16 protein-coding genes and 4 pseudogenes are annotated in these 23,862 nt (G+C 41.8%); 10 read left to right on the top strand and 10 right to left on the bottom strand.

Annotation, left to right across the window (positions count from 1 at the left end):
• The first annotated feature begins 185 nt into the window (after nt 1–185).
• Nucleotides 186–1,444 (top strand): annotated as a pseudogene (locus ACH0AB_RS10495) (IS256 family transposase).
• Between the two features lie 98 nt (nt 1,445–1,542).
• On the opposite strand, the gene ACH0AB_RS10490 reads toward ACH0AB_RS10495, so the two are convergent.
• The 3 genes and pseudogenes from ACH0AB_RS10490 to ACH0AB_RS10480 form a co-directional block, all read right to left on the bottom strand.
• On the bottom strand, nt 1,543–3,261 hold the full coding sequence (locus ACH0AB_RS10490; RefSeq protein ID WP_095356901.1) for an AMP-binding protein: 1,719 nt from the start codon (nt 3,259–3,261) through the stop codon (nt 1,543–1,545).
• A gap of 267 nt (nt 3,262–3,528) precedes the next feature.
• A pseudogene (locus ACH0AB_RS10485) lies at nt 3,529–3,618 on the bottom strand (IS5/IS1182 family transposase); the annotation flags it as partial.
• Nucleotides 3,619–3,795: 177 nt separating this feature from the next.
• Nucleotides 3,796–5,022 (bottom strand): annotated as a pseudogene (locus tag ACH0AB_RS10480) (IS3 family transposase).
• A 99-nt stretch (nt 5,023–5,121) separates the two neighbouring features.
• Between ACH0AB_RS10480 and ACH0AB_RS10475 the strand changes: the two are divergent.
• The 8 genes and pseudogenes from ACH0AB_RS10475 to ACH0AB_RS10440 all read left to right on the top strand — a co-directional run.
• Nucleotides 5,122–6,351: a TerD family protein gene (locus tag ACH0AB_RS10475; protein WP_007117301.1), complete on the top strand. Its 1,230-nt coding sequence runs from the start codon at nt 5,122–5,124 to the stop codon at nt 6,349–6,351.
• 329 nt (nt 6,352–6,680) lie between these two features.
• Nucleotides 6,681–6,761, top strand: a complete 81-nt coding sequence (gene kdpF, locus ACH0AB_RS10470) for a K(+)-transporting ATPase subunit F (RefSeq protein ID WP_072092986.1) — start codon at nt 6,681–6,683, stop codon at nt 6,759–6,761.
• Nucleotides 6,761–8,470 (top strand): potassium-transporting ATPase subunit KdpA, encoded by a 1,710-nt coding sequence (gene kdpA, locus ACH0AB_RS10465; protein ID WP_406878121.1) that lies wholly within the window; start codon nt 6,761–6,763, stop codon nt 8,468–8,470. Before kdpF ends, kdpA begins: the two co-directional genes overlap by 1 nt.
• A gap of 115 nt (nt 8,471–8,585) precedes the next feature.
• On the top strand, nt 8,586–10,634 hold the full coding sequence (kdpB, locus tag ACH0AB_RS10460) for a potassium-transporting ATPase subunit KdpB (RefSeq protein WP_406878122.1): 2,049 nt from the start codon (nt 8,586–8,588) through the stop codon (nt 10,632–10,634).
• Nucleotides 10,635–10,650: 16 nt separating this feature from the next.
• Nucleotides 10,651–11,271 (top strand): potassium-transporting ATPase subunit KdpC, encoded by a 621-nt coding sequence (kdpC, locus tag ACH0AB_RS10455; protein WP_128682082.1) that lies wholly within the window; start codon nt 10,651–10,653, stop codon nt 11,269–11,271.
• 23 nt (nt 11,272–11,294) lie between these two features.
• Nucleotides 11,295–14,045, top strand: coding sequence for a DUF4118 domain-containing protein (locus tag ACH0AB_RS10450; protein WP_227716698.1), 2,751 nt, complete (start codon nt 11,295–11,297; stop codon nt 14,043–14,045).
• An 11-nt stretch (nt 14,046–14,056) separates the two neighbouring features.
• On the top strand, nt 14,057–14,734 hold the full coding sequence (locus tag ACH0AB_RS10445) for a response regulator (RefSeq protein ID WP_101964926.1): 678 nt from the start codon (nt 14,057–14,059) through the stop codon (nt 14,732–14,734).
• A 527-nt stretch (nt 14,735–15,261) separates the two neighbouring features.
• A pseudogene (locus tag ACH0AB_RS10440) lies at nt 15,262–15,462 on the top strand (IS1 family transposase); the annotation flags it as partial.
• 161 nt (nt 15,463–15,623) lie between these two features.
• Here ACH0AB_RS10440 and ACH0AB_RS10435 read toward each other — a convergent pair.
• From ACH0AB_RS10435 to ACH0AB_RS10405, 7 genes are read right to left on the bottom strand one after another with little or no spacing between them, the layout of a single operon-like run.
• The gene (locus ACH0AB_RS10435) at nt 15,624–16,925 is read right to left on the bottom strand and encodes an MSMEG_0569 family flavin-dependent oxidoreductase (RefSeq protein ID WP_406878119.1); all 1,302 of its coding nucleotides are present in this window, start codon (nt 16,923–16,925) and stop codon (nt 15,624–15,626) included.
• Between the two features lie 10 nt (nt 16,926–16,935).
• Nucleotides 16,936–17,226, bottom strand: a complete 291-nt coding sequence (locus ACH0AB_RS10430; protein WP_004638769.1) for an MSMEG_0570 family nitrogen starvation response protein — start codon at nt 17,224–17,226, stop codon at nt 16,936–16,938.
• Nucleotides 17,214–18,260, bottom strand: coding sequence for a sll0787 family AIR synthase-like protein (locus ACH0AB_RS10425; protein ID WP_406878118.1), 1,047 nt, complete (start codon nt 18,258–18,260; stop codon nt 17,214–17,216). Before ACH0AB_RS10425 ends, ACH0AB_RS10430 begins: the two co-directional genes overlap by 13 nt.
• Nucleotides 18,260–18,823: an MSMEG_0567/Sll0786 family nitrogen starvation N-acetyltransferase gene (locus tag ACH0AB_RS10420; protein WP_060995526.1), complete on the bottom strand. Its 564-nt coding sequence runs from the start codon at nt 18,821–18,823 to the stop codon at nt 18,260–18,262. Before ACH0AB_RS10420 ends, ACH0AB_RS10425 begins: the two co-directional genes overlap by 1 nt.
• Nucleotides 18,824–18,833: 10 nt before the next feature.
• Nucleotides 18,834–19,913 carry an MSMEG_0568 family radical SAM protein gene (locus tag ACH0AB_RS10415; protein WP_060995527.1) on the bottom strand — a complete coding sequence of 360 codons (1,080 nt, stop codon included), beginning with the start codon at nt 19,911–19,913 and terminating at the stop codon, nt 18,834–18,836.
• A gap of 32 nt (nt 19,914–19,945) precedes the next feature.
• Nucleotides 19,946–20,938 (bottom strand): Nit6803 family nitrilase, encoded by a 993-nt coding sequence (locus tag ACH0AB_RS10410; RefSeq protein WP_060995528.1) that lies wholly within the window; start codon nt 20,936–20,938, stop codon nt 19,946–19,948.
• Between the two features lie 28 nt (nt 20,939–20,966).
• Complete coding sequence (locus ACH0AB_RS10405) at nt 20,967–21,449, bottom strand: MSMEG_0572/Sll0783 family nitrogen starvation response protein (protein WP_060995529.1); 483 nt, start codon at nt 21,447–21,449, stop codon at nt 20,967–20,969.
• A 232-nt stretch (nt 21,450–21,681) separates the two neighbouring features.
• On the opposite strand from ACH0AB_RS10405, the gene ACH0AB_RS10400 reads away from it, so the two are divergent.
• Nucleotides 21,682–23,592, top strand: coding sequence for a sigma 54-interacting transcriptional regulator (locus ACH0AB_RS10400; RefSeq protein ID WP_060995530.1), 1,911 nt, complete (start codon nt 21,682–21,684; stop codon nt 23,590–23,592).
• Nucleotides 23,593–23,862 lie beyond the last annotated feature (270 nt).

Genomic DNA, 23,862 nt, shown 5'->3' with positions numbered 1-23,862 from the left:
ACAACCTTTAACCACTTTATCTCATTTTCATTTAAATTAAATAAGCCACCTACTTTATTTGCTTGTTCATCATTTAAAGAGATATTATTGATGATTCACACTATAAACACTATTGCTTACCCTTTGGTAGTGTTCAAAAAACTGTGTCATTCCCATAAACTGTTAAGAAAAACAGGAATGACACCATGCAAAACTTTGACTTTAACGAAGCCTTAAAAGCTATCCAATCAGGAAAGCCTATTACAGGCAGTGACGGGGTGCTAGCCCCGCTCATAAAGCAACTCACCGAAGCGGCACTATCAGCTGAAATAGACAGCTACCTTGAGCAAAGTCCCAGTAGCAATCGCCGTAACGGCTACAGCAAAAAGACCGTCAAATCAGCCGTTGGTAGCTTTGAGCTTGAAACGCCACGTGACCGTAATGGGGAATTTGAACCTGTCTTAGTCAAGAAGCACCAAACCAAACTCACCCCTGAGATTGATAACCGAATTCTATCGCTGTTTTCGCATGGCATGAGCTATGGGGCAATCAAAGACCACATTGCTGAGATTTATCAGCTTGAGGTATCCGAAGCCACTATCAGCAGTATTACTGACCAATTAATACCTCAGCTTAAAGCATGGCAATCTCGACCACTCGATAGTGTCTACCCGTTTGTCTGGCTCGATGCCATTCACTATAAGGTTAAAGACGAAGGACGCTATGTCAATAAAGCCGTTTACACGCTGTTAGCACTGAATACCGAGGGTCACAAAGAACTCATTGGTTTGTACTGCTCCGAGAGCCCACTTGAGCATAGCTCTCGCCTTGCGCTCGGGCGAAGCGATGCTTCGCTGTTCCCTCGCTCAGGAGCAAACTACTGGCTGTCGGTACTCACTGATTTGCACAATCGTGGCGTACAAGATATTCTGATTGCCTGTGTCGATGGGCTTAAAGGCTTCCCTGAAGCGATACAGGCTATCTTTCCTAATACCGAGGTACAACTATGTGTGATTCACCAAATTCGCAATAGCTTATGTTATGTGGCAAGCCGTGACCAAAAAGCCTTTATGCGTGATTTAAAGCCTGTCTATAAGGCAGTGAATAAGGAATCTGCTGAGTTAGCCCTTGACGAACTCGATAGGCTTTGGGGCAGTAAATACCCTGCTGTGATTGCTTCTTGGCGAGACAAATGGCATTTACTGTCTGCTTATTTTAAGTACCCCGAAGCGGTCAGAAAGCCAATTTATACGACCAACGCCGTTGAAGCAGTGCATCGCCAATTTCGTAAGCTAACTAAGACTAAAGGGGCTTTCCCTAATGAAACCAGCTTGCTTAAACTTTTATATGTTGGTATGTTAAATGCGTCGGAGAAATGGACAATGCCAATTAACAATTGGGACAAACAATGATGCAGTTGTCTATCCATTTCCCTGGTCGATTAGATGCTGTAATGAAACTTTAATTTATCGTGACACAGTTTTCTGAACGCCCTCGTTTTTTAATCAAAATCTCTTAAAGACTGTCTAATCTTAGTTGACCCCTATACCGCTACCTACTATTTTATTCCTTCTTCTCTAACGCTCTTAACTCCTTACGTAGCACTTTGCCCACCGCAGATTTGGGCAAACTGTCAACAAACTCGACTTTTCGTGGGCGTTTGTAGCCTGTTAGATTCTCTTTGGCATAATTAAGTAGGGCTTGTTCGGTTAATTGGCTATTTTTACGAACTGCAAACACTTTAGGTACTTCGCCACTAGAATCACTCGGCACCCCAATAACGCCGCATTCAAGAATATCAGGGTGTTGCATGATGACTTCTTCGATTTCATTAGGATAGACATTAAAACCTGAAACCAATATCATTTCTTTTTTACGGTCGACGAGCTTAATAAAGCCTTTGTCATCCATAACCCCAATATCACCTGTTTTAAAATAGCCTGTCTTACTAAAAGCTGTGAGCGTTTCAGTAGGTGCATTGTGGTAGCCTTTCATGACTTGAGGGCCTTTAACGGCAATTTCACCGCGTTCACCCAGTGCCACAGGTCTCTCATCATCATCGAGCAATACCACATCCGTTGAGGAAGCAGGGATCCCGATTTTGCCCGTAAAATGTTCAATACGAATGGGGTTAAACGCCACCACAGGGGAACATTCTGACAAGCCATAGCCTTCAACAATGATAGTGTCCGTGATTCTGTGCCATTCTTCAGCGACATTACTATTGACTGACATACCGCCAGCAATCGTAACCTTTAATTTAGCAAAGTCAGCTTCCCTAAATTTCGGGTGATGTACCAAGGCATTAAATAACGTGTTAATCCCAATAAAAAAGGTCAGTGAATAGCGATTAATATCTTTTACCATGGCGTCTAAATCGCGTGGATTGGCAATTAACAATTGCGTGTAACCCATTCTAAAAACGTATAAGCAGCATATGGTAAAGGCAAACACATGATATAAAGGCAAAGCGGTTAATATCACATGTTCTCGTTCGCGCTCTTCTTGGGTAAAACTCGTGTCGACTAAGGCATCAATTTGTAAAATATTAGCAATTAAGTTCCCGTGAGTCAGCATAGCACCTTTGGCTACCCCTGTGGTACCGCCTGTATATTGCAGCAATGCGGTATCTTCTAAGGTCAGATCAGGACGCTGATACAAGGCAGGGTTGGATTTAAGCACGTCGCTAAACCAAGAAAATTGCTTAATCTGCCAATCAGGTACCATTTTTTTGATATATTTTGCTCCAAAATTAACCAGCGTGCCTTTAACTTTACCTAGCATATCGCCCACGCGACACATAATCACATACTCGACCAAGGTAGGCGATATGGCTTGATAGGTATGGGCAAAATTTTCTAAGATAAAAATGGCTTTGGCGTCCGCATCTTGAAGTTGATGCTCAAGTTCGCGACTAGTATAAAGCGGATTGACATTGACTAATATCAGCCCTGCACGCAATACAGCGATTGCAACAATTGCATATTGAATCACGTTCGGCAGCATGATCGCGACCTTATCCCCTTTGACTAATCCTAACTCTTGCAAATAAGCAGCTACGGTTCGACTGGTCAAATCCAGTTCGCGGTAAGTAAAAGCTCGACCCATACTGAGACTTGCGATGCGATTAGGATGATTCTGCATCGTTTTTTCAAGGATATCGATGAGAGAGGTATCCTTGTTAGGCATGTGGATATTGGGCGAAATACCGTAGCACTGATAAGTGGCGAACCAGGGTTTATTAAAGTTGTTTTCAAAAGAGTTATCATGGGCTGAAGTCATATGAAACCTATTATCTTTGATAGTGTTATATAAATTAAATAACTATTTTATCAGTCCATACTTTATTAAAATAGGTTAAACCTAGCATTTGTGTGCACGATCGTTCACTTAAAATTACTTTACCAATGCCAAAAAATATGGCTCACCAACAAAAGTTTTCTACTGTGGATGTTGCTAAATTAATTCGATCTGAGATATTAATTAGCTGTATTGAACATTTGAGATACAAAAAGTGTAATGATGAAGTGAACTGTACTGATAACCTGTTCACAATCTTTTCAATAATAATGCAATGAAAGCCAAATGTACAAACTGCAAGCTGGTATTTAAATAGCGCTCACCGTTTTTCCAAAGTTGTAGTGGTCAAGTTTAATTAGACAGCCTTTAAAAGATTTTGATTAAAAAACTGTTTTTCTTTCTCGACTGGTGTTAAGTAAATATTGAAGCTATGTGGTCTAACTTGGCTGTAATAACCTAGAATATAACTGGTGTAGTGGTCAAGTAAACTGTACTGGGTGAATAGCCACCAAAATTCTAGACACACATAACCATCTGTTGATGGTTTTTCTCATACTCTAACGGAGAACGTTGACCAATGGAACCGTGTCTGCGTTTAGAATTATAAAACATCTCAATATACTCAAAAATATCTGATTTAGCTTCATCTCTTGAAAGATATATTTTCTTTTTGATTCTCTCACGCTTTAGCAACTGAAAGAAGCTTTCAGCAACCGCATTATCATGGCAATTGCCTCGTCTGCTCATACTGCTTTCAAGATTATGATGCTTAAGAAACGTCTGCCATTCATGACTAGTATATTGACTGCCTTGGTCAGAATGAATCAGCACTTTATTCTTAGGGTTTCTTCTAAGCAAAGCCATCAATAATGCATCTAGTATAAGGTCTGTTGCAATCCTTGACTTCATAGACCAGCCAACCACAAGACGTGAAAACAGGTCAATTACCACTGCTAAATATAGCCATCCTTCATGTGTACGGATATAAGTAATATCTGTGACCCATGATTGATTTGGCTCAATTGGATTAAACTGTCGGGCTAACGTGTTCGCGGCAACAACAGACGGTGTACCTGCATAGGACCGAGGTTTACGATAGCCACGCTGTGATTTAAGACCATTTGCTTTCATCAGTCGATGTACACGATTGACACCACAAGCTTCACCAATATCTTTTAAATCATAGTGAATCTTGCGATAGCCATAGACACCACCCGATTCTAGCCAAAACTGTTTGATTAATCCTGATAGCTTTTGATTTTCTCTAGCGGTTTTGCTAATGGGCTTTTTTAACCAAGCATAATACCCACTGTGATGAACATCTAAAGTAGAACATAGGCGACGAATAGACCATATGTGTTGGTTGTCCTGAATAAAGGCGTACCTCATTTGGACTGACTTGCGAAGTACACCGCGGCTCACTCGAGCATAGCTCTCGCCTTGCGTCGGGGCGAAGCAGTGCTTCGCTTATCCCTCCTTATTTAATATGTCTCGTTCCAGCTTAAGCTGTGCGACTTCTTTTTTAAGTCGCTGGATTTCTTGTTGTTCGGGTGTGATAGCTCTACCTGTGATGAGTGGTTTGCCTGATTGTTCTGCACGGTATCGTTGTAGCCATTTTTCTAAGGTTGATTTGCCAACATTGTATTGTCCTGCAACATCGGGCACTTTTTGCCCTTGTTCTTCAATTAATTTAATGAGTTCAAGTTTAAATTCTGCTGAGTATTGATTTCTAACTTTTGTCATGAGATTATTCCTCTACTGAAGGTATTATAATCTCTTATTAGCTGTCTTGGTTTACTATGCCACTACAAAATACAACAATTAAAAAAACAAGGACTAATTATGCAGCTGATTCGCGGTCAAAAATTAAAGGTCAATGATATATTGCCGAATGCCTCATCATTTTCTTTACAAGTAGATATAACAAGTTCGCTTGTGATTGATGTCTCAATATTTGGTCTAGATCATGCAAATCGATTAAGCGATGAAGCTTATATGATTTTCTACAATCAGCCCATTAGTCCTTGTAACTCTATCAAATTGACAAAAAACAGTGACAAACACTCAGTGTTTGAGGTTAATTTATCTGCCTTAGACACTAAGATTGAGCATCTGATGGTGACATTAGCGATCGACGGACCTGGTATGATGTCGCAAATTGGCAATAGCCAGATAAGCATCTTAAACTTACAGGGGCAGGTAGTAGCCAGTTTTGCATTTGATGGCAATATGTTTGAACAGCAGCGCGCTATTATGCTATTGGAATGCTATAAAAAGGACGGTATTTGGCGCTTCAATGCAGTTGGTCAAGGATTTAATGGTGGCTTACCAAGTCTGATTGAGTATTATGGCGGTGAAGTTGCAGAATCGAGCCAAGCGCCTGCATTAGATGCTTCTAAAGCTCAGACACAGAATGTCGCAACACCAACCAAAGTTTCGTTAACAAAGGTTACACTTGATAAGCCTAATATCCCACATAGAGTGAATCTAACAAAGCAGCAGTCATCATTTATTGTCGAAGCAATTTGGGTGGATAATGGTGATAGCTGTAGTGATAACGATGACTTAGATTTAAGGGTAGGCATTTTGATTGAAGGTGAGAAAAAAATGCATTATATACATGCACCAAAGCAAATGGGCGCTTTGGAAAAATTTCCTTTTATCAGACACTTGGGTGATGTTACTGGCGCTAGCACTAGCGAGCCTGGTGTTGAAAGAGTCGAAATTAATAGTGACATTGCAAAATTAATAGGTGGTCGGGTTGGAATCGTATTCTCTGTATACTCTGCCATTAGCAATGGTGCGGTATCAATTGCTTCGCTACAGCCGAAAATGCGTATGCAGTATGGCGACCAAATTGTAGAGTGTGTCTTTAATCCTAGTGTCTCTGCCAAAGCTAAGAGTAGCTATGTTTACACGTATGTCATTGGTACTGCAGTGATCGATCAACAAGGCATTGTCATTGAGCATTCGGGACAAACTTCAAAGTTGCATAGTGAAGATACACCACGACTCCATTGGCAGCAAGGAAAGCTATCTACTACCATTGATGGTGAGCCAATGTTTAAGTGACCAATTTTTGGATTAAACAATGTACTAGAAATCAACATTGAATTCTTTAGCGTACAATATGGTTCGAATTCTGTGCTGACCCCAAATATCAGAATGCAAAAGACCGCATTAAAAGGTCGGTCTTTTATTTTCAATAATAACAAGTGTTGAGTTGACTTAAAATTTACAAGGTAAAGCTTATTAAATTGTAAAGACTAATCTGCAAACTAAAAACCCTATCTTTACACTTTCTTTATATCTGCACTTTAACAATTAACGGCAAATTTACAAGCTTCTTGGTAATAATAAGCATTGACAAATTTTATGCTTAATCTATCAAGGAGTTGGCTATGCAAGCGTTAGCAGGGTTGATGGCACTCGGGTTATTTATCTATCTGGTGTACGTCCTTATCAAAACGGAGGAGTTTTAATGACTTCCTCTGCCTTCATTCAAGTCCTTTTATACCTTGCGGTATTATTTATGCTTGCCTATCCGTTAGCAGGATTTATGGTGAAGCGGATGCAAGCCCCTTTATCTGCCAATGAACAACGCTGGTTTTCCCGTTTTGGGATGTTAGGCGTGGACAATCACGGCAAACTCAGTGATGAGATGAACTGGAAACAGTACGCCATAGCAATTTTGCTATTTAACATCATTGGCTTAGTGGCATTATTCGGGTTGCAATTGCTACAAGGCATTTTACCGCTCAATCCAGAAAAATTTTCCGCACCCACTTGGCATTCAGCCTTTAACACTGCTATCAGCTTTATGACCAACACCAACTGGCAAAGCTATGGTGGTGAATCTACCATGAGCTACCTGACCCAAATGCTAGGTATGTCATTGCAAAACTTTTTATCAGGAGCAACCGGGATTGCGGTGGCGTTTGCGTTAATACGTGGGTTAACCCGTAAAAACGCCCAAGGTATTGGCAATGCGTGGGTCGATTTGTGGCGAAGCAATCTGTATATTTTGTTGCCCATTGCCATCGTTATTACGTTGTTATTAGTAAGCCAAGGGGTGATTCAAACCTTATCATCAACTGTCAGTGTCAGCACATTACAAGGGGCGGTCCAAAATATTGCCCTAGGACCTGTTGCCTCGCAAGAAGCGATTAAAATGTTAGGCACGAATGGTGGCGGTTTTTTTAATGCCAATTCAGCACATCCGTTTGAAAATCCTACTGCACTTTCTAACTTTATTGAGATGCTCGCCATTTTCTTAATTCCAACAGCGTTATGTTTCTGCTTAGGAAAAATCAGTGGCAATCTGCGTCAAGGTATTGTGATTTTGTCGGCGATGACGCTGTTGTTTTTAGGCATGTATTGGCTCACTGTCAGCAGTGAATTGGCAGGCAACCCTTGGTTGGCTAACCAAGTCAGTGGTCTGGTGTCGCCTGATATGAGCGGCAATATGGAAGGTAAAGAAACCCGTTTTGGCATCGTGGCGTCTTCCCTGTTTGCGACTATTACCACGGCGGCGTCGTGTGGTGCCGTCAATGCCATGCACGACTCGTTTACCCCCATGGGCGGTCTGGCTCCCATGCTCCAAATGCAGCTAGGTGAAGTGGTATTTGGCGGTGTCGGTGCCGGTCTCTATGGCATGTTGTTGTTCGCAATCTTGGCCGTGTTTGTGTCAGGACTGATGATTGGTCGTACCCCTGAATATTTGGGCAAAAAAATCGAACCGTATGAGATGAAAATGGTGGTATTAGGACTGCTTGCTGCACCGTTGACAGTACTCATCGGTACAGCGATTAGTGTGATGACGGAGGCAGGTCAAGCCGGGGTATTTAACCCATCTGCTCATGGCTTTAGTGAGATTTTATATGCTTTTAGTTCGGCGGCAAACAACAATGGTTCTGCCTTTGCAGGACTGGGTGCCAATACTCCTTTTTATAATGTGATGTTGGGGATTGCCATGCTGCTAGGTCGGTTTGGGGTTATTTTACCCGTACTGGCATTGGCAGGTTCACTGGCGAAAAAACCACGATTACCTGTCAATAACGGTACGCTACCAACCACTACGCCACTATTTGTTGGGCTACTTATCGGCACGGTGTTATTGGTTGGGGCTTTGACTTTTATCCCAGCGTTAGCACTCGGCCCAATTATTGAGCAAATCTGGATGCACCAGTAGCCGTCGCAGACTCACATTAAAGGAATTTATCATGACACAAACTATTAGTCCTAATCAGCCCATAAATACAAACCATCAGCCGAATGAACCTCATCATAAAAAAACACCACAAAGCATGTTTGCCCCTAATTTGGTCAAACCTGCGTTAAAAGAAACGTTTGCTAAACTAAACCCTAAAGTACAGTGGCGTAATCCGGTGATGTTCGTGGTGTATGTGGGCAGTATTTTAACCACGTTACTAACGATTCAAGCATTAATTTCCCCCGAACATCGCTCAGAGTTTGGCTTTGATTTGAGCGTAACCCTTTGGCTATGGTTTACGATTTTGTTTGCCAATTTTGCCGAAGCCTTGGCAGAAGGACGTAGCAAAGCGCAAGCCGCTAGCCTTAAACAGGCTCGTCAAGACGTCAAAGCCCGTAAACTCCTTAATATCGAAGACCGTACTGCCACCATGACCGTGCTTGCCACAGAATTGGATAAAGACGATATCGTATTGGTAGAAGCCGGTGAAGTGATTCCTGCCGATGGTGAAGTGATTGAAGGCTTAGCCTCGGTGGATGAATCAGCGATTACGGGAGAGTCAGCCCCTGTGATTCGCGAAAGCGGTGGCGACTTTAATGCGGTGACGGGTGGGACTCGGGTATTGTCAGACTGGCTCATCATTCGTATTACCCAAGCGGCTGGACAAGGCTTTTTAGACCGTATGATTTCACTCGTCGAAGGGGCAAAACGCAATAAAACGCCCAATGAGATTGCGTTAACCATTTTATTGGTGGCGTTAACGTTTATCTTTTTAATGGTGTGCGTCACATTACTGCCTTTTTCACAATTTGCCGTCAAAGCGTCAGGTCAAGGTATTCCAACGTCGCTGGTGATTTTGGTGGCATTGCTGGTTTGTTTAATCCCGACCACGATTGGCGGTTTGTTATCAGCCATTGGCGTCGCTGGGATGAGCCGTATGATGCAAGCCAATGTGATTGCCACCTCAGGGCGTGCGGTCGAAGCCGCAGGCGATGTCGATGTGTTAATGCTCGATAAAACAGGCACCATTACTTACGGGAATCGCCAAGCGTCGCAGTTTGTGGCAACACAAGGTATTACTGCCAGTGAATTGGCAGAAACAGCGATGCTTGCTTCAATGGCCGATGAAACCCCAGAAGGACGCAGTATTGTTAAACTGGCGGAACAGCAGTTTAATTTGACTGATGCTAATTTTAAAACTCGGCCTTACGAAGCGATTGAATTTACTGCCCAAACTCGGATGAGTGGTACCGATATTGGCGGCAGACAAATCCGTAAGGGTGCCTTTGATGCCATTGCCCGCTGGGTTGAACAGGCAGGTGGCATCATGTCAGACAACATTAAACACCAAGTCGAAGAAGTCGCTCGCCGTGGTAGTACGCCACTGGTCATTGCCGATGGTAAAAAAGTACTGGGTGTGGTTGAGCTAAAAGACATTGTAAAAACAGGCATTAAAGAGCGATTTGCTGAACTGCGTAGCATGGGCATTAGTACTGTGATGATTACTGGAGACAATCCCTTAACCGCCGCTGCGATTGCCGCAGAAGCAGGCGTTGATGATTTTATGGCAGAAGCCACCCCAGAGCAAAAACTGGCTCGTATTCGTAGTTACCAAGAGCAAGGTAAACTGGTTGCCATGACTGGTGACGGTACCAATGATGCCCCTGCCTTGGCACAAGCCGATGTGGCTGTTGCCATGAACAGTGGTACCCAAGCGGCAAAAGAAGCGGCGAATATGGTGGACTTAGATTCCAACCCCACCAAACTCATTGAAGTGGTGCAAACAGGCAAACAGATGCTAATGACCCGTGGTGCTTTAACGACTTTTAGCCTTGCCAACGACGTGGCAAAATATTTTGCCATTATTCCTGCTGCCTTTGCCAGCACTTACCCTGCGTTAAAAGTGTTAGATATCATGCATTTAGGTAGCCCAACCAGTGCCATTTTATCTGCCGTCATCTTTAATGCGTTAATCATCATTGCGTTGATTCCACTGGCGTTAAAAGGCGTGAAATACCGTGCTGCCAAAGCAGCGACGTTGCTACGCACCAACCTGTTAATTTACGGCTTAGGTGGATTAATACTGCCATTTATTGGGATTAAAGTGATTGATGTGATTTTAAACACCTTGCATTTGGCATAACCTGAGGGGAAATACGATGAATACGACAATCTATACCGATAATAACAACCAATCTGCCATTCAATTTGCCATGCTAAAACCGGCATTACTGTTGTTTATCATCTTAAGCATGATTCTAGGGGTGCTGTATCCGCTGGGGATGACCGCCGTCTCGCAACTGATGATGCCAACGCAAGCTAATGGTAGTCTATATAAAGATAGCCAAGGTAAAACGATTGGCTCACGCCTAATTGGGCAAAACTTTGATGACCCTAAATATCTGTGGGGACGCCCGTCAGCGGCAAAATACGATGCTAAAGCTTCAACGGGCAGTAACTTAGGTCCTCTAAACCCTGAGCTGGCGAAAAATGTGCAAGCCGCCGTTAGCAAATTAAAAGCAAGCGACCCCACCAATACCGCCCCAATCCCGCTTGATTTGGTGACTACCTCTGCCAGTGGTCTTGACCCCCATATCTCACCTGCAGCTGCTGAATGGCAAGTGGGTCGTATTGCCAAACAACGAGGCATTAGCGTAGATACGGTTAAAAAAGCCATTCGTGATAATACCCAAGCCCCACTATTTGGCGTTTTAGGTGAGCCGGTTGTCAATGTCTTGGCAGTCAACGTGGCTTTAGATAAACTGGCTAAGTCACAATAATAAAGTAAGCGTAAGAGTAAGGCATGACTGATAACCGCCCCAACCCTGATGAGCTGCTCAATCAAATTGAGGCAGAGACGTTGACCACGACCCGAGGCAAGCTCAAGATTTTCTTTGGCTCATCAGCAGGTGTGGGTAAAACTTACGATATGCTGATGGCAGCACGACAAGCCCAAGCTCAGGGCTTTAACGTACTTGTCGGCATTGTGGAAACGCATGGACGTAGCGAAACCGCTGCTTTGCTCGAAGACTTAACGATTTTACCACTCAAGCAAATTGACTATCGAGGACAAACCCTTAAAGAATTTGATATCGATGCCGCTTTAGCGATTCACCCAGATATTCTGTTGGTTGATGAACTGGCCCATAGCAATGTGCCGACTTCCCGTCATCCTAAGCGATGGCAAGATGTGGAAGAGCTAATCAATGCAGGCATCAATGTTTATACTACTTTAAATGTACAGCATTTAGAAAGTGTTAATGATGTGGTCAATCAAATCACCGGCATAGCGGTGCGAGAGACACTACCGGATTGGTTTTTTGATGCTGCCAATGAAGTGGTGTTGGTCGATTTGCCTGCCGATGAACTATTAACACGGTTAGAGGAAGGCAAGGTATATTTGCCCAATCAAGCCAAAAATGCAGTAAAAAACTTTTTTCGCAAAGGCAATCTGATAGCCTTGCGTGAATTGGCACTGCGTCGTACTGCTGACCGTGTTGATACCGATATGCGCAATTATCGTAAACAGGCACGGATTTCACCAATATGGAACACCACAGACCAACTATTAGTCGGCTTAAGTAGTACTGGTAATAATGAACGCCTGATTCGCCATGCTGCTAGACTTGCGGGTAGCTTGCATACCAAATGGTATGTGACCCATGTGGAAACCCCATCTAACCTTTCCAAAAATAAGCAAAAAATCTTAGATGCCCTACGTTTGGCGGAAGACATGGGGGCAACGACCCAGATTATTACCGCCAATAGTGTTGCTGAAGGACTGACGAGCTATGCCCATCAGTTTAATATTGGACGCATTGTTATTGGACAACAACGACCCAAATTGGGGTGTTGGCGAAATTCTTTGATCGAGCAAATCGGTAAACAAGACACCAAGCTTGACTTAATCATAGTTAATCAAGTGGCTGACACCACCCCGAATACATCAGCTTCTCTCATTAGCAAAACGCCGAATTATCAAGAGTTATGGGCAAACCATAACGTAAGGGGCTATCTGGTCGCAACCGTGGGTTGTACGTTGGTCACTGCCTCACTTGCTAAACTCACCCAATGGCTGGATTTAGCTAATGTTTTAATGCTGTACTTACTGATAATCGTGTTTGTTTCGGTACGTTTCGGTCGTTTTCCTGGGATTTTTGCGGTTATCGTTAGCGTATTAAGCTTTGATTTTTTCTTTGTTGAGCCAAAATTTTCTTTTTCGGTAAGCGATGTACAATATCTATTGACCTTTGGGGTGTTGATTGTCGTCTCTTTATTAATTAATAACTTAGCGGTTGGGTTACGGTTTCAAGCCCAATCCGCTCGTCGTCGTGAGCTGCAAGCCAAATCAATAAGTGAATTAAGCCAAGGCTTAAGTGCGGCACGTAAAACTGAACAGATTGCTGACCATGCGACGCTGTGGTTATTACAACATTTAGCCAGTTATGCATTAGTTGTCACGCCCAACAATCAAGGTCGGTTAAACTTGGTGAGTGATACCGCCGTACCGTCAGAATTTGATTGGGCAGTGACGCAGTGGGTATATGACCATAATCAGCTTGCAGGATTTGGCACCAACACGCTTACGGCGAACAAAATGCAATACCGTCCACTGGCAGCTTCAGGGCAAGTATTAGGGGTAATTGCCGTCTTGCCCAAAGATACCAGTTATTTTAATCAGCCTGAACAACAGCGTTTTTTAGATGTGGCAGTTGCCCAAATTGCCTTGGCATTGGAGCGAATTTATTTGGCAAAAGTTGCTCAAGAAGCGGTGATTCAAGTAAAATCAGAGCAGCTGCGAGGAACTCTGTTATCGGCATTGTCCCATGATATTCGCACACCGCTTGCGGTATTATCCACGCTCGCTGAAAGTTTATTGCAACTAACACAAACTGAGCAAGAACAGCATCAACTAGCATTAGATATCCAACAGCAAAGTAGGGCCATTGGACGTTTGGTGGTCAATATTTTAGATTATGCGTCACTGCAATCAGGCGGTATAAGCGTTAATAAACAATGGATTAGCCTTGAAGAATTGATTGGTGGAATATTAACTCAATTAGAGTTTGCTCTTGGCACTCGAGATATCATTGTGGATATTCCAGACGCCCTACAATTTATCTATACCGATGAATTATTATTGGCAAGAATTCTTAATAATTTACTCACCAATGCCATTAATTATTCACCGTTAGGGTCACCCATTCATATTCAAGCACTATCAGATAGCCAAAATCATTTTAAAATTAATGTTATTGATGCCGGTGATGGTGTACCCATTGAGATGCAAACTAAGATTTTTGAACGCTTTACTCGTGGTAATCAAGAAAGCACAGTAACCGGTTTAGGGCTGGGTTTAGCCTTAAGTCGTGAACTGGTAAAAAGTTTGGGGGGCACGCTGAGCGTCACCAATGTGGTACCGCATGGGGCATGTTTTACCATAGAACTACCTCAACCTAGCCAAATCGAACAACGACAGTTTGCTAGCCAATTACATAATCAATCGCATATTTCGATTAATTCACCCTCAGATTATGAGAATTTACCGACCTAGATAACGAACCTATGAAAACGATTTTAATCATTGAAGATGAGCCCCATATTGCCCGTTTTATTAAAAAAGTATTAGAAGACGAAGCATGGGTCGTTTATACCGCAGAAACTGGGCAACGAGGCCTTATCGAAGCGGCAACACGTCGCCCTGATTTAATTATTCTTGATTTAGGCTTGCCAGACAGTGATGGACTTGAGATTATCAATGATATCCGTACTTGGTCAAAACTGCCCATTATCGTCTTATCCGCACGTAGTAATGAGCAAGATAAGATACAAGCGCTTAATTACGGAGCGGATGATTATCTAACAAAGCCCTTTAGTATGGGTGAGTTGTTAGCGCGGGTGAATGCGTTGCTGCGTCGTTACCAGAATAACCAAGACAGTGATGCTATCGTTCAAATGGGTGATATTTGTATTGATACTAGTCAACGTGAGGTGAGTAAAAATGGTGAGGTTGTGCATTTAACGCCCATTGAATATCGCTTACTCTCAGTACTGATTCGCAATTCTCAGCGTGTGCTCACCCATGAGCAAATCCTTGATGAAGTGTGGGGTAAAGGGCACCAAGACCAAGGGCATTATGTGCGAATTTTTATGTCAAATTTGCGACAAAAGCTTGAAGACAATCCTTCACGACCTAAGCATTTCTTAACAGAGGTTGGCGTTGGCTATCGGCTTAAAATGTAAATTTAACAATTGAGATTGCAAAAATTTTTGTGTAAGCCTTAGCATATTGCGTGATAAGGATCAGCATAGAATTCGGATCACATATAATATTGAATACATTTTTTTGATATTTAATTGATGGGATTACTACGTAAGTTTATAATGAGGTTAGCACAGAAAACCGAAAAATAATACTTTAAGGGATTTTTTGGAACATTTTTAATTAAATCTCATCTGTCTAAAAAACGAACATTTTTTAGAATATTGATAATTGTTTACTTTATCATAAACTTACAATATGTATGTTTGACAACTTATTAAAAAGCTATTCCAATAAGCACCCATGAATTAGTACTTAGAAATTTCTAATATGAAAAAACCGCTGACATATAATTAGCGGTTCTATTTTTCAACAAAAACAAGTGTTTTTAATGAAAAGTTGACTGACTTCATTTCGGTGTTTATCAACATAGTTGTGACCCAATTTAAGATTAAGTCACTAAAACCTCAGTGGGAATAACCCGCTTAGACAGATGCACAGGATTAGGGATAGATTTTTAACTGCCTTTGATTTTCACTTTAAAAAGGTGGGTAAACGCCATACAGTTGATATTGAAGGGAATAACAATCGCTTTAGGCAAAGGCTTAGGCGAGCCTTTCGAAAGACAAGCTGTTTTTCGAAAAAGCTAGCAAATCATTTTAAAGCGTTTGATTTATTGTTTCACTATGTCAATTATGGCTGGGTATAGTGAGCATGTTTTTTATACCAAAGCCATAGTTTTTAAATCTTTGTGCAACAAAGCCGTATTAATTACAAAAGGTTGTTGATTCATTTTGGCTACCCTATGTTTTTTAACAATATTGGAGATTTGATGCAGCCGAAAGTTAAGACTATTCAGATGCCTGATAATTAAGCCAATGATGATAATGTTGAAGATATATGCAGAGGTGTAACATTTAATTGTTGAATGAGATGATCAGCAATAAACTCAGCATCTTTAGCAACATCCATAAAACGTCCTGAACCCCATGTGTTTAACCAAGGTAAACCAATAAAGCTTACTTCAGGGTCAACGGTAATACCGCGATCAAGTTTTGGATATCCATTTGTCTGGAATATATCTAAATCAATCCAAGAATAGTCTGGTCTAAATCCGATACACCAAATGATTGAAGTGATGTTCTCTTCAACTAAATCAATATGGGTAATTTCCTGTTCTGGCTGCCAAAGTGGCTGATATACAGATGCTGGCTCTTCAGTCACAATATTATTTTTCTCTAGATAGTCATCAATAGAGGCATTAATACGATTGTAAGTTGCATCTGCCATGTCTAGGTTCTGGATTAAATCTGGACGGAAGACAAACTGACCTTCCTTATAGTCCTCAAATCGTCCAAGCAATCGCATACCTTCTAATGCAAATTTACGTAGATCAATATCACGACCACCATCGCGCCCAGTCACATAATGATTAGTGCTGTTACGAACCTCTTCACTATATCGGTGATCTTTGACGGTTGTTTCGTAATAACCCATTTCATAAAGCCACTTCACTACGTCTTTACCACGATAAAAACGCGCACAGCGTGGTGCATCTCCCGTAGAAAGATAAACCTTTTTACCTGCCAAATGTATATCTTCTGCAATTTGGGCACCTGATTGTCCTGAACCGACAACCAAAACATTACCTTCAGGTAACTGTTCCACATTAAAATATTGTTCTGAATGCATTACCAACACTTGTTCAGGTACTTGATCACTTAGTTTTGGATAAATTGGGGTGTGATACCCACCAGCCGCTACAACTAATTGTTTAGCAGTAGTTGTGCCTAAACTGGTTTCAATTTCAAAGTGTTGAGGTGCAATTTTTGCAACATGGTTAACCTGAACATTTAATAAAACTGGTGGATTCAATTTTTCAATGAAGTCGTCGAGATATTCAACAATTTCATTTTTTTTCATAAATCCGTCAGGGTCATTACCGTTATATGGATGCTCTGGAAGCAAACATTGCCAATTGGGGGTAACCAAAGTGAAATTATCCCATCGTTTACTACGCCAGCTATGGGTCAACTCTGATTCTTTTTCTAGAATCACATGATCAATCCCTGCTTTTTTTAAATAATGACTGATACATAACCCTGCCTGACCACCACCAACAATCACGACGTCATAATTTGGTTGTAAATCTTGAATTTGCATATTAAGCATCTTTTTCCCCTTATTCATTGTGCATTTCAGTAATTTCAATTTGGTCTTCGTCTTTTAAGGCGAATAAGTTAGCTTGGCGCTTAATCGTGGATAGGCTGTCCATGGCTGAACTACATGCAAAGCCATAACGTACTCGTACTCGTTCTGATGCAGCAGATAACCCATCTTCAGCCAACGTTAAAAACTGTATTGCTGGATATGAATGTCCTTTAGATAGATATTCATAAATCACCGTGGATGGAGAGTAATATTGAATCAGCTCACCATTTGGCCATTTCACGGTAAAATTTACACTTGGCATAATGTTGGCTCCTGTTGCTGTACATGTAGGGAAAAATGGGAAAATGGAGCTTGTGCAAGGACTTTTTGATAATTCAGCCCAGTAAAAGCCTGTTTTTGAAAATCCCAAAAAATCTGTTGCTCATTCGGCTGCTGAATCTGTACCTTGCCAGAATTTGTGACCTCACCAATCACCGCACAATCAATATCTTGTGAAGCAAATAATTTAATGATGTCCTCACATTCTTCGCTATCGGCAGTCAGTAAGAAGCCATAACTTGGGAAAATTTGAAGCCATTTCACCCAATCTGTATGTTGCGGTTTCGGAATCTTATCTAACCAAAGATTCGCTCCTGATCCCGTTGCCTCAAGTAGCATTAACAAACTGCCTAAGATTCCTGCATTACTGATGTCGCGTGCCGCATACGCGAGATGCTGTTCTGCAATTTCGGGCAATACTTCCAACTGAGTCCTTAAAACCGCAGCAGGAACATGTTCAAAACATTTCCAATAGGTGGTTTGCTCATGGAATTTGCCCTGCATATTCAGTGCAATTAATATCTTCTGCCCCGCTTGAACATGAAAGACCGAGAGCAAATGATTCGCCAATCCTTGTATGGCAACGGAGAGCGTAGGTTGAAAATCTGTATGAATATTGGTGTGTCCACCCACAAGCTTTACGCCATAGGCATCACAAGCTGCTTGCATGCCAGCAAATAACTGTTGACCACTTTGTGTATCGGTATGCCAATAACTATTCACCACAGTTAAAGCTCGCCCACCCATTGCTGCAATGTCGCTCACATTTGCCATCACCGCAGACCATCCTGCAAAATAAGGGTGCTTAGCCACAAAACTTGGTAGCATTCCTTCGCAAGCATGCAATAAATATTGTTCACCGAATTGCATCGCAGCAGCATCATCCACAGGTAATGCATATAAATCTTGTAGAGTGTGAATGTTCAGATTCAACTGCGATTTAATCGCATGAATATCTTGCTTAGACTGCATTGCTGGAGTGATTTGCAGTTGTAGTAATAGTTCTGAAAGTCTCATCAGCAGACCTCCCTATAGCTATAAGCTTGCATCACCACATGTTGTAATGGGTAATTTTCAACTTGAGCCTGCATGAGCACATGCGGAAGATTTGCAACATTTAGCTCATGTACAGTGTCCCAACACAACTTTTGAAAATAACGTTCGTTCTGTTGCTGAACCGTCGCAAGGAATGTGGTACAGCCTAAATGTTTGGCAGTGGATACGGCTGCATTAATCAACGCTTTACCAATTGCATGTTGATGACGGTATACAGGATCAACACACAAACGCCCGCCCCACCATGTCTGTTCAGCTTCAGGGAAAATACGAACAGCACCAATGACACGATCATGTTCCCCAAATATTTGTCCAATCGCCACAATCGCTAGAGCTTTGAAATCATGTTCATCACGATCTTCTTTTAAAATTTTCTGCTCATCACGGAACGTTGCTTCACGCAATTGAAAATATTGGTGACGCTCCCAATCTTCTGCTACAACTTTGATAATAATGTCATCCGTGACAAATTGCTTCAGCTCTTCATTGAGCTCAATTAACCATGCATAGTTAGATAATTTCATCATCAACTCCTTATTCATAAGCTCTGAGTGAAGAACAAGCCCCACATTTTGCACAACCTGCCTGCGTATCCTGTGAATTCAAACCATACTGGCGAAGCTGCGTGCCAATTTGGGGATAAAGTATTTGCATAAATGCTGAATCAGGTTTGGGGTGATGCTCTAAAGCCGTTCCCTGTATCGGCACAAAAGGAACTACAAAGGGATAAACCCCTATTTTTGCTAGACGTTCCGTCATGCTGATAATTTCTTGTTCGGTATCTCCTAAACCAGCCAAGATATAAGTACTGACTTGCCCTCGTCCAAAGACTTTCACTGCTGCTTCAAACGCAGAAAAATAGAACGCAAGTGATACTTCTGCCTTACCCGGCATAATTTGCTTGCGTACCCGATCACTTACGGCTTCTAGATGCATCCCGATGGATACTGCTCCTGCATCTTTTAATTTTCGAAACCAAGAAAAGTCATCAGGTGGTTCACACTGCACTTGAATCGGTAAATCGACTTTCGCCTTAATCGCAACAACTGAGTCATATAAAATGGCTGCACCGCGATCAGGTGTATTCGGTGTTCCTGTGGTCAGCACCATCTGAGTCACCCCATCCAGTTCTACGGCTGCCTTCGCCACTTCAGCCAATTGGTCGGGGCGCTTGCGAATAATCGCGCGCCCATCTTTTAAAGACTGATCAATCGAACAAAACTGACATGCCGTTGTTTTATCATTCATGCGAATACAATGTTGCAACACCGTTGTTGCCAACACATCATGGCTATGCAGCGTAGCAATCTGTTCATACGGAATGCCCTCTGCTGTAGTTAAATCATAGAATCGTGGTCGCGTTGGCGAAGTTAACGTTGCAACAGGTATGCGGTTTTTAAAGACAATCACCTCACCTGTTGCAGCATCTTTTTTACCCGTATAAGGAGAATCCTGTGAGGCAAGGTTTAACACCGGAATCATGAGCGTCTGACCACTCAAGGTCATGGCTTTATGATCGCTTGGACCAGCGCCACCTTTGCGAGAAAGTCCAACCTCACCTTCCCATTTCAACCCGTTACATTGCAAATCACTGAGTAATTCAATCGCAGACATGATCTTCTCCTGTTATTTTGTAAACGGGGTGTCTATGCTTGTACTTCGGCAAATTCAGAAACTTTTTCGATGCTGTTATTCGATGGATTCTCTAGCTTTAACTCATGCAAAACTGAGGTAGGACGACGATCAATCAATAAACTAAGTAATTCTGGACGACTATAATGCCCAACAGAATCCATCATCCGTTTACGTTTTTCGATTAAGGCAAAGTCTAAATCGGCAATCACATAGCCTTCGCCTTGTGTGATCGGTTCAGACAAAAATTTACCTTCTGGAGAAACAATGGCCGTAAAACATCCCCCAGAAATTGGACCCAGTTCACAACCAGTGTCTTGCATAATTTGTTGTTGTTGCTCTGGATCAAGCCATGCTGTGGCATTCACCACAAAACAGCCCGACTCTAAAGCGTGGTGCTGAATGGTGGCACTGATCTGATCTGCAAAAATCTGCCCCACGAGTGAACCCGGAAACATCGCTGCATGAATTTGTTCACCATCCGCCATCAAAGCAAACCGAGCCAAAGGGTTATAATGCTCCCAGCATGCCAGTGATCCAATACGCCCGACAGCAGAATCAATCGCACGCAACCCACTGCCATCGCCTTGTCCCCACACCATACGTTCATGGTAAGTTGGGGTAATCTTACGACGATGCTGAATAATCGAACCATCAGCATCAAACAACAATTGAGCGTTATAAATCGTGCCACCTGCACGCTCATTAATACCAATAGAAACCACTATGTTCGCTTCTTTGCATGCCTGTCCAATTAAAGTTGTTGCTGCCGATGGCACGACAACCGATTCATGCAATAGCTTTAAATGTTCTTTACCCATGGCAAACGGTGGTTGCACAAAAGAAAAATAAGGGTAATAAGGCACCACGGTTTCAGGAAATACGGCAAACTGCACACCTTGCTGCCCCAACTCCAAAATCGTGTCACAGATTTTCTTGACTGTACCCGCTTGGCTATACAACACAGGGCTACATTGAACTGCCGCCGCTTTAATGATTTGGCTCATGACTTATTCCCCTTTTTTTCTTAAATACTTAAACAGTCCACGTATCAATAATTAATGCATTGTCACGACGCATCAAAAGTTTGAGATCCATCACATCGAGAGGATTAATCGGACGAATTCCCTCCATTAAAGCTTTTTCAGTTTGCCCATAAAGTGCTTGTAAGGCGAAACGACAGGCATAGACTTCACCGCCTTCTGCCATAAATACTTTTAATTGATTATTGACCGCCAAATGTCCCGGGAATGCTTCTGCACCCAAGGTTGGAAAACCACGTTGTACCCCCAACTGAACACCTGGACCATAGAGCAAAATTTTAGTTTCAAAGCCTTTACGTAATAATCGTTTTGCTTGTAAGACATTGACCAAACCAATAGAACCTTCAAAGGCAACGGTATGGAATGTCACCAATGCTTTTTCACCCGGTTGAGCTTTTACATCCTCAAATACCTTTTCTTCATAATCGACAAGAAAATCACCATCTTTATATTGTTCAATATCTACTTTAGGCATAGCCGTTCCTCATATTTACGGTTTCGATTCAACCAACTGTTTTGGTCTATCCTTGTTATTGCGAGAACCATGCCAACATGATTAAAATACTGTTTTAAAATTTTTATGTTATTGAAAAATATACTTTTATTATTTATTTAAGGGAGCTTTATAAAAATAAGAATGTGTTGAATAGCTACGGTTTTTCGTAGTATTATGAAGATTCATAGTTAAGATTACGGTTTTTCATAGCATGAATAATATTGACTTTATTTCTGATTGGGCGTCTTCTGAAGATTCGATTCGTCCGCTTGCTTTTGAGCATACATCTCAAGCATTAATCGTGGTCGACCCACACCAAAATCGCTTTATTGATTTGAATATTAGCGCGTCTCAATTATTACGCTATGAACGACATGAATTGATTGCAAAAACAGTTACTTCTGTTTTTGGACACATTCACCAGTTACCACACCTCATGGCTTTTACAGATGAGGCACTAAGCAAGGGTTATGCTTGGAACAATGAGTTATATGCTTTTGATAAAGAAGGTGAAAAAATACAATTGGATGTCACTGCCATTCGTCTGCCTTATAAAAATAAAAATTTACTTATTTGGTCATTGGTCGATGTTAAGGATTTAGAATTACGCCAATTGAATAAAAATGCAGACAAGGTCATTCGTGCAGGGCTAAAAGAATGGCAAGCTTTACAAGAGCTGTTTATTGACTCAGATACAGGCAAACATTTATTACTCAGTTCCGTGGGTGATGGTATTTACAGTATTAACAAACAAGGACTATGTACCTTTATTAATCCTGTTGGTGCAAAAATGCTTGGCTTACAACCCGAAGATGTGCTTGGTAAAAATATTCATAAGGTTCATCATCATACCCATGAAAATGGAAAACACTACCCTGTTGAAGAATGTCCCATCTATGCTGCCGTACAAGATGGAATTGTTCATGAAGGAATCCAAGAGATTTTTTGGCGACGTGATGGCAGCTATTTTCCAGTTGAATTTACCAGTACGCCCATCATCCGTGACAGTGAAATCATTGGTGCTGTGGTGGTTTTCCGAGATATTACTGACCGTTTAAATACAGAAAAACAACTCACTCATGCACTTGAAGAATTACAAGATTTAAAAAGTCGCCTAGAGCAACAAAATGAATATCTACAAGAAGAAATTTTACAAGAAAATCAATATCATGAAATCGTGGGCAATAGCCCTGCTATTCTACAGATTATTGAAAAAATAAAAGTGGTTGCACCCACTGATGCCAATGTCATGATCTATGGAGAATCAGGAACAGGCAAAGAGCTGATTGCACGCGCTATCCACCAGTCCAGTCACCGCAAACAGCATCCGCTCATTCGTGTGAACTGTGCGGCAATCCCCTCTGAATTATTCGAGAGCGAATTTTTCGGACATGTGAAAGGGGCTTTTACAGGCGCAGTTCGTGATCGGGCTGGACGCTTTGAACTTGCCGATCAAGGAACTTTATTTTTAGATGAGATTGGCGAAATCCCACTCGAATTACAAAGCAAATTGCTCCGCGTATTGCAGGAAGGGACTTTTGAAAGAATTGGCGAAGAGAAAACACGACACGTTGATGTCAGAATTATTGCAGCCACCAATCGAAAATTAAAAGAAGAAGTGAAGCTTAAAAACTTCCGTGAAGACTTATATTTCCGTCTGAATGTATTCCCGATCCATTCTCCTGCATTACGCGAGCGTAAACAGGACATTCCTTTACTGGTCTCGCACTTTACCAAGCTGATCAGTGAGAATCGTAAAGTGCCTTATTTACCTTTTTCACAAAAGCATATCGTCGAACTGCAACGTTATGACTGGCCCGGTAATATTCGTGAATTACAAAATGTGCTGGAACGGGCATTAATCACTGCCAAACACGGTGCTGTTTCTTTCCAATATTTGCTCGAACAAGAACCCTCTCAAACCATACAGCATAATCAAGCCGTAGCAATCGAGCAAGTCCTATCGATACAACAGCTTAAACAGTTAGAAACTGAAAATCTTCAACTGGCCATCAAACTATGTGAAGGTAAAATTTTTGGTGATGAGGGTGCGGCTAAACTGTTAGGTATTAATCCAACAACACTGATTTCAAAATTAAAGAAATTAGGTATTAAATATTAATAGATATTCAATACCTTACCAACAAATGAATAATCTCATCAGGATAAAGCCATGGAAATCAATAGAATTGGTGGCTATTCAGTCTATAAAGCGGTGGTTTTTTAGACATTTTATTTTGGGCAAAAAATAAGAGCTTTTAGCCCCCCATTCTTGTATAGCAAGTTGTCAATCAAACAAATGCTAACTATTCTTAACAGCAAAAGTTTTTAATGAGCAACGCGCAGTAGCACTTGGGGTTCAACTTTTGCAATTTTCAGCAGAACGCTAGCC

Origin of the sequence: Moraxella sp. 179-F 1C4 NHS, assembly GCF_045370505.1 — a bacterium.
In the GTDB taxonomy this organism is placed as follows: domain Bacteria; phylum Pseudomonadota; class Gammaproteobacteria; order Pseudomonadales; family Moraxellaceae; genus Faucicola; species Faucicola tetraodonis.
This window is presented reverse-complemented; position numbering and strand designations above follow the sequence as displayed.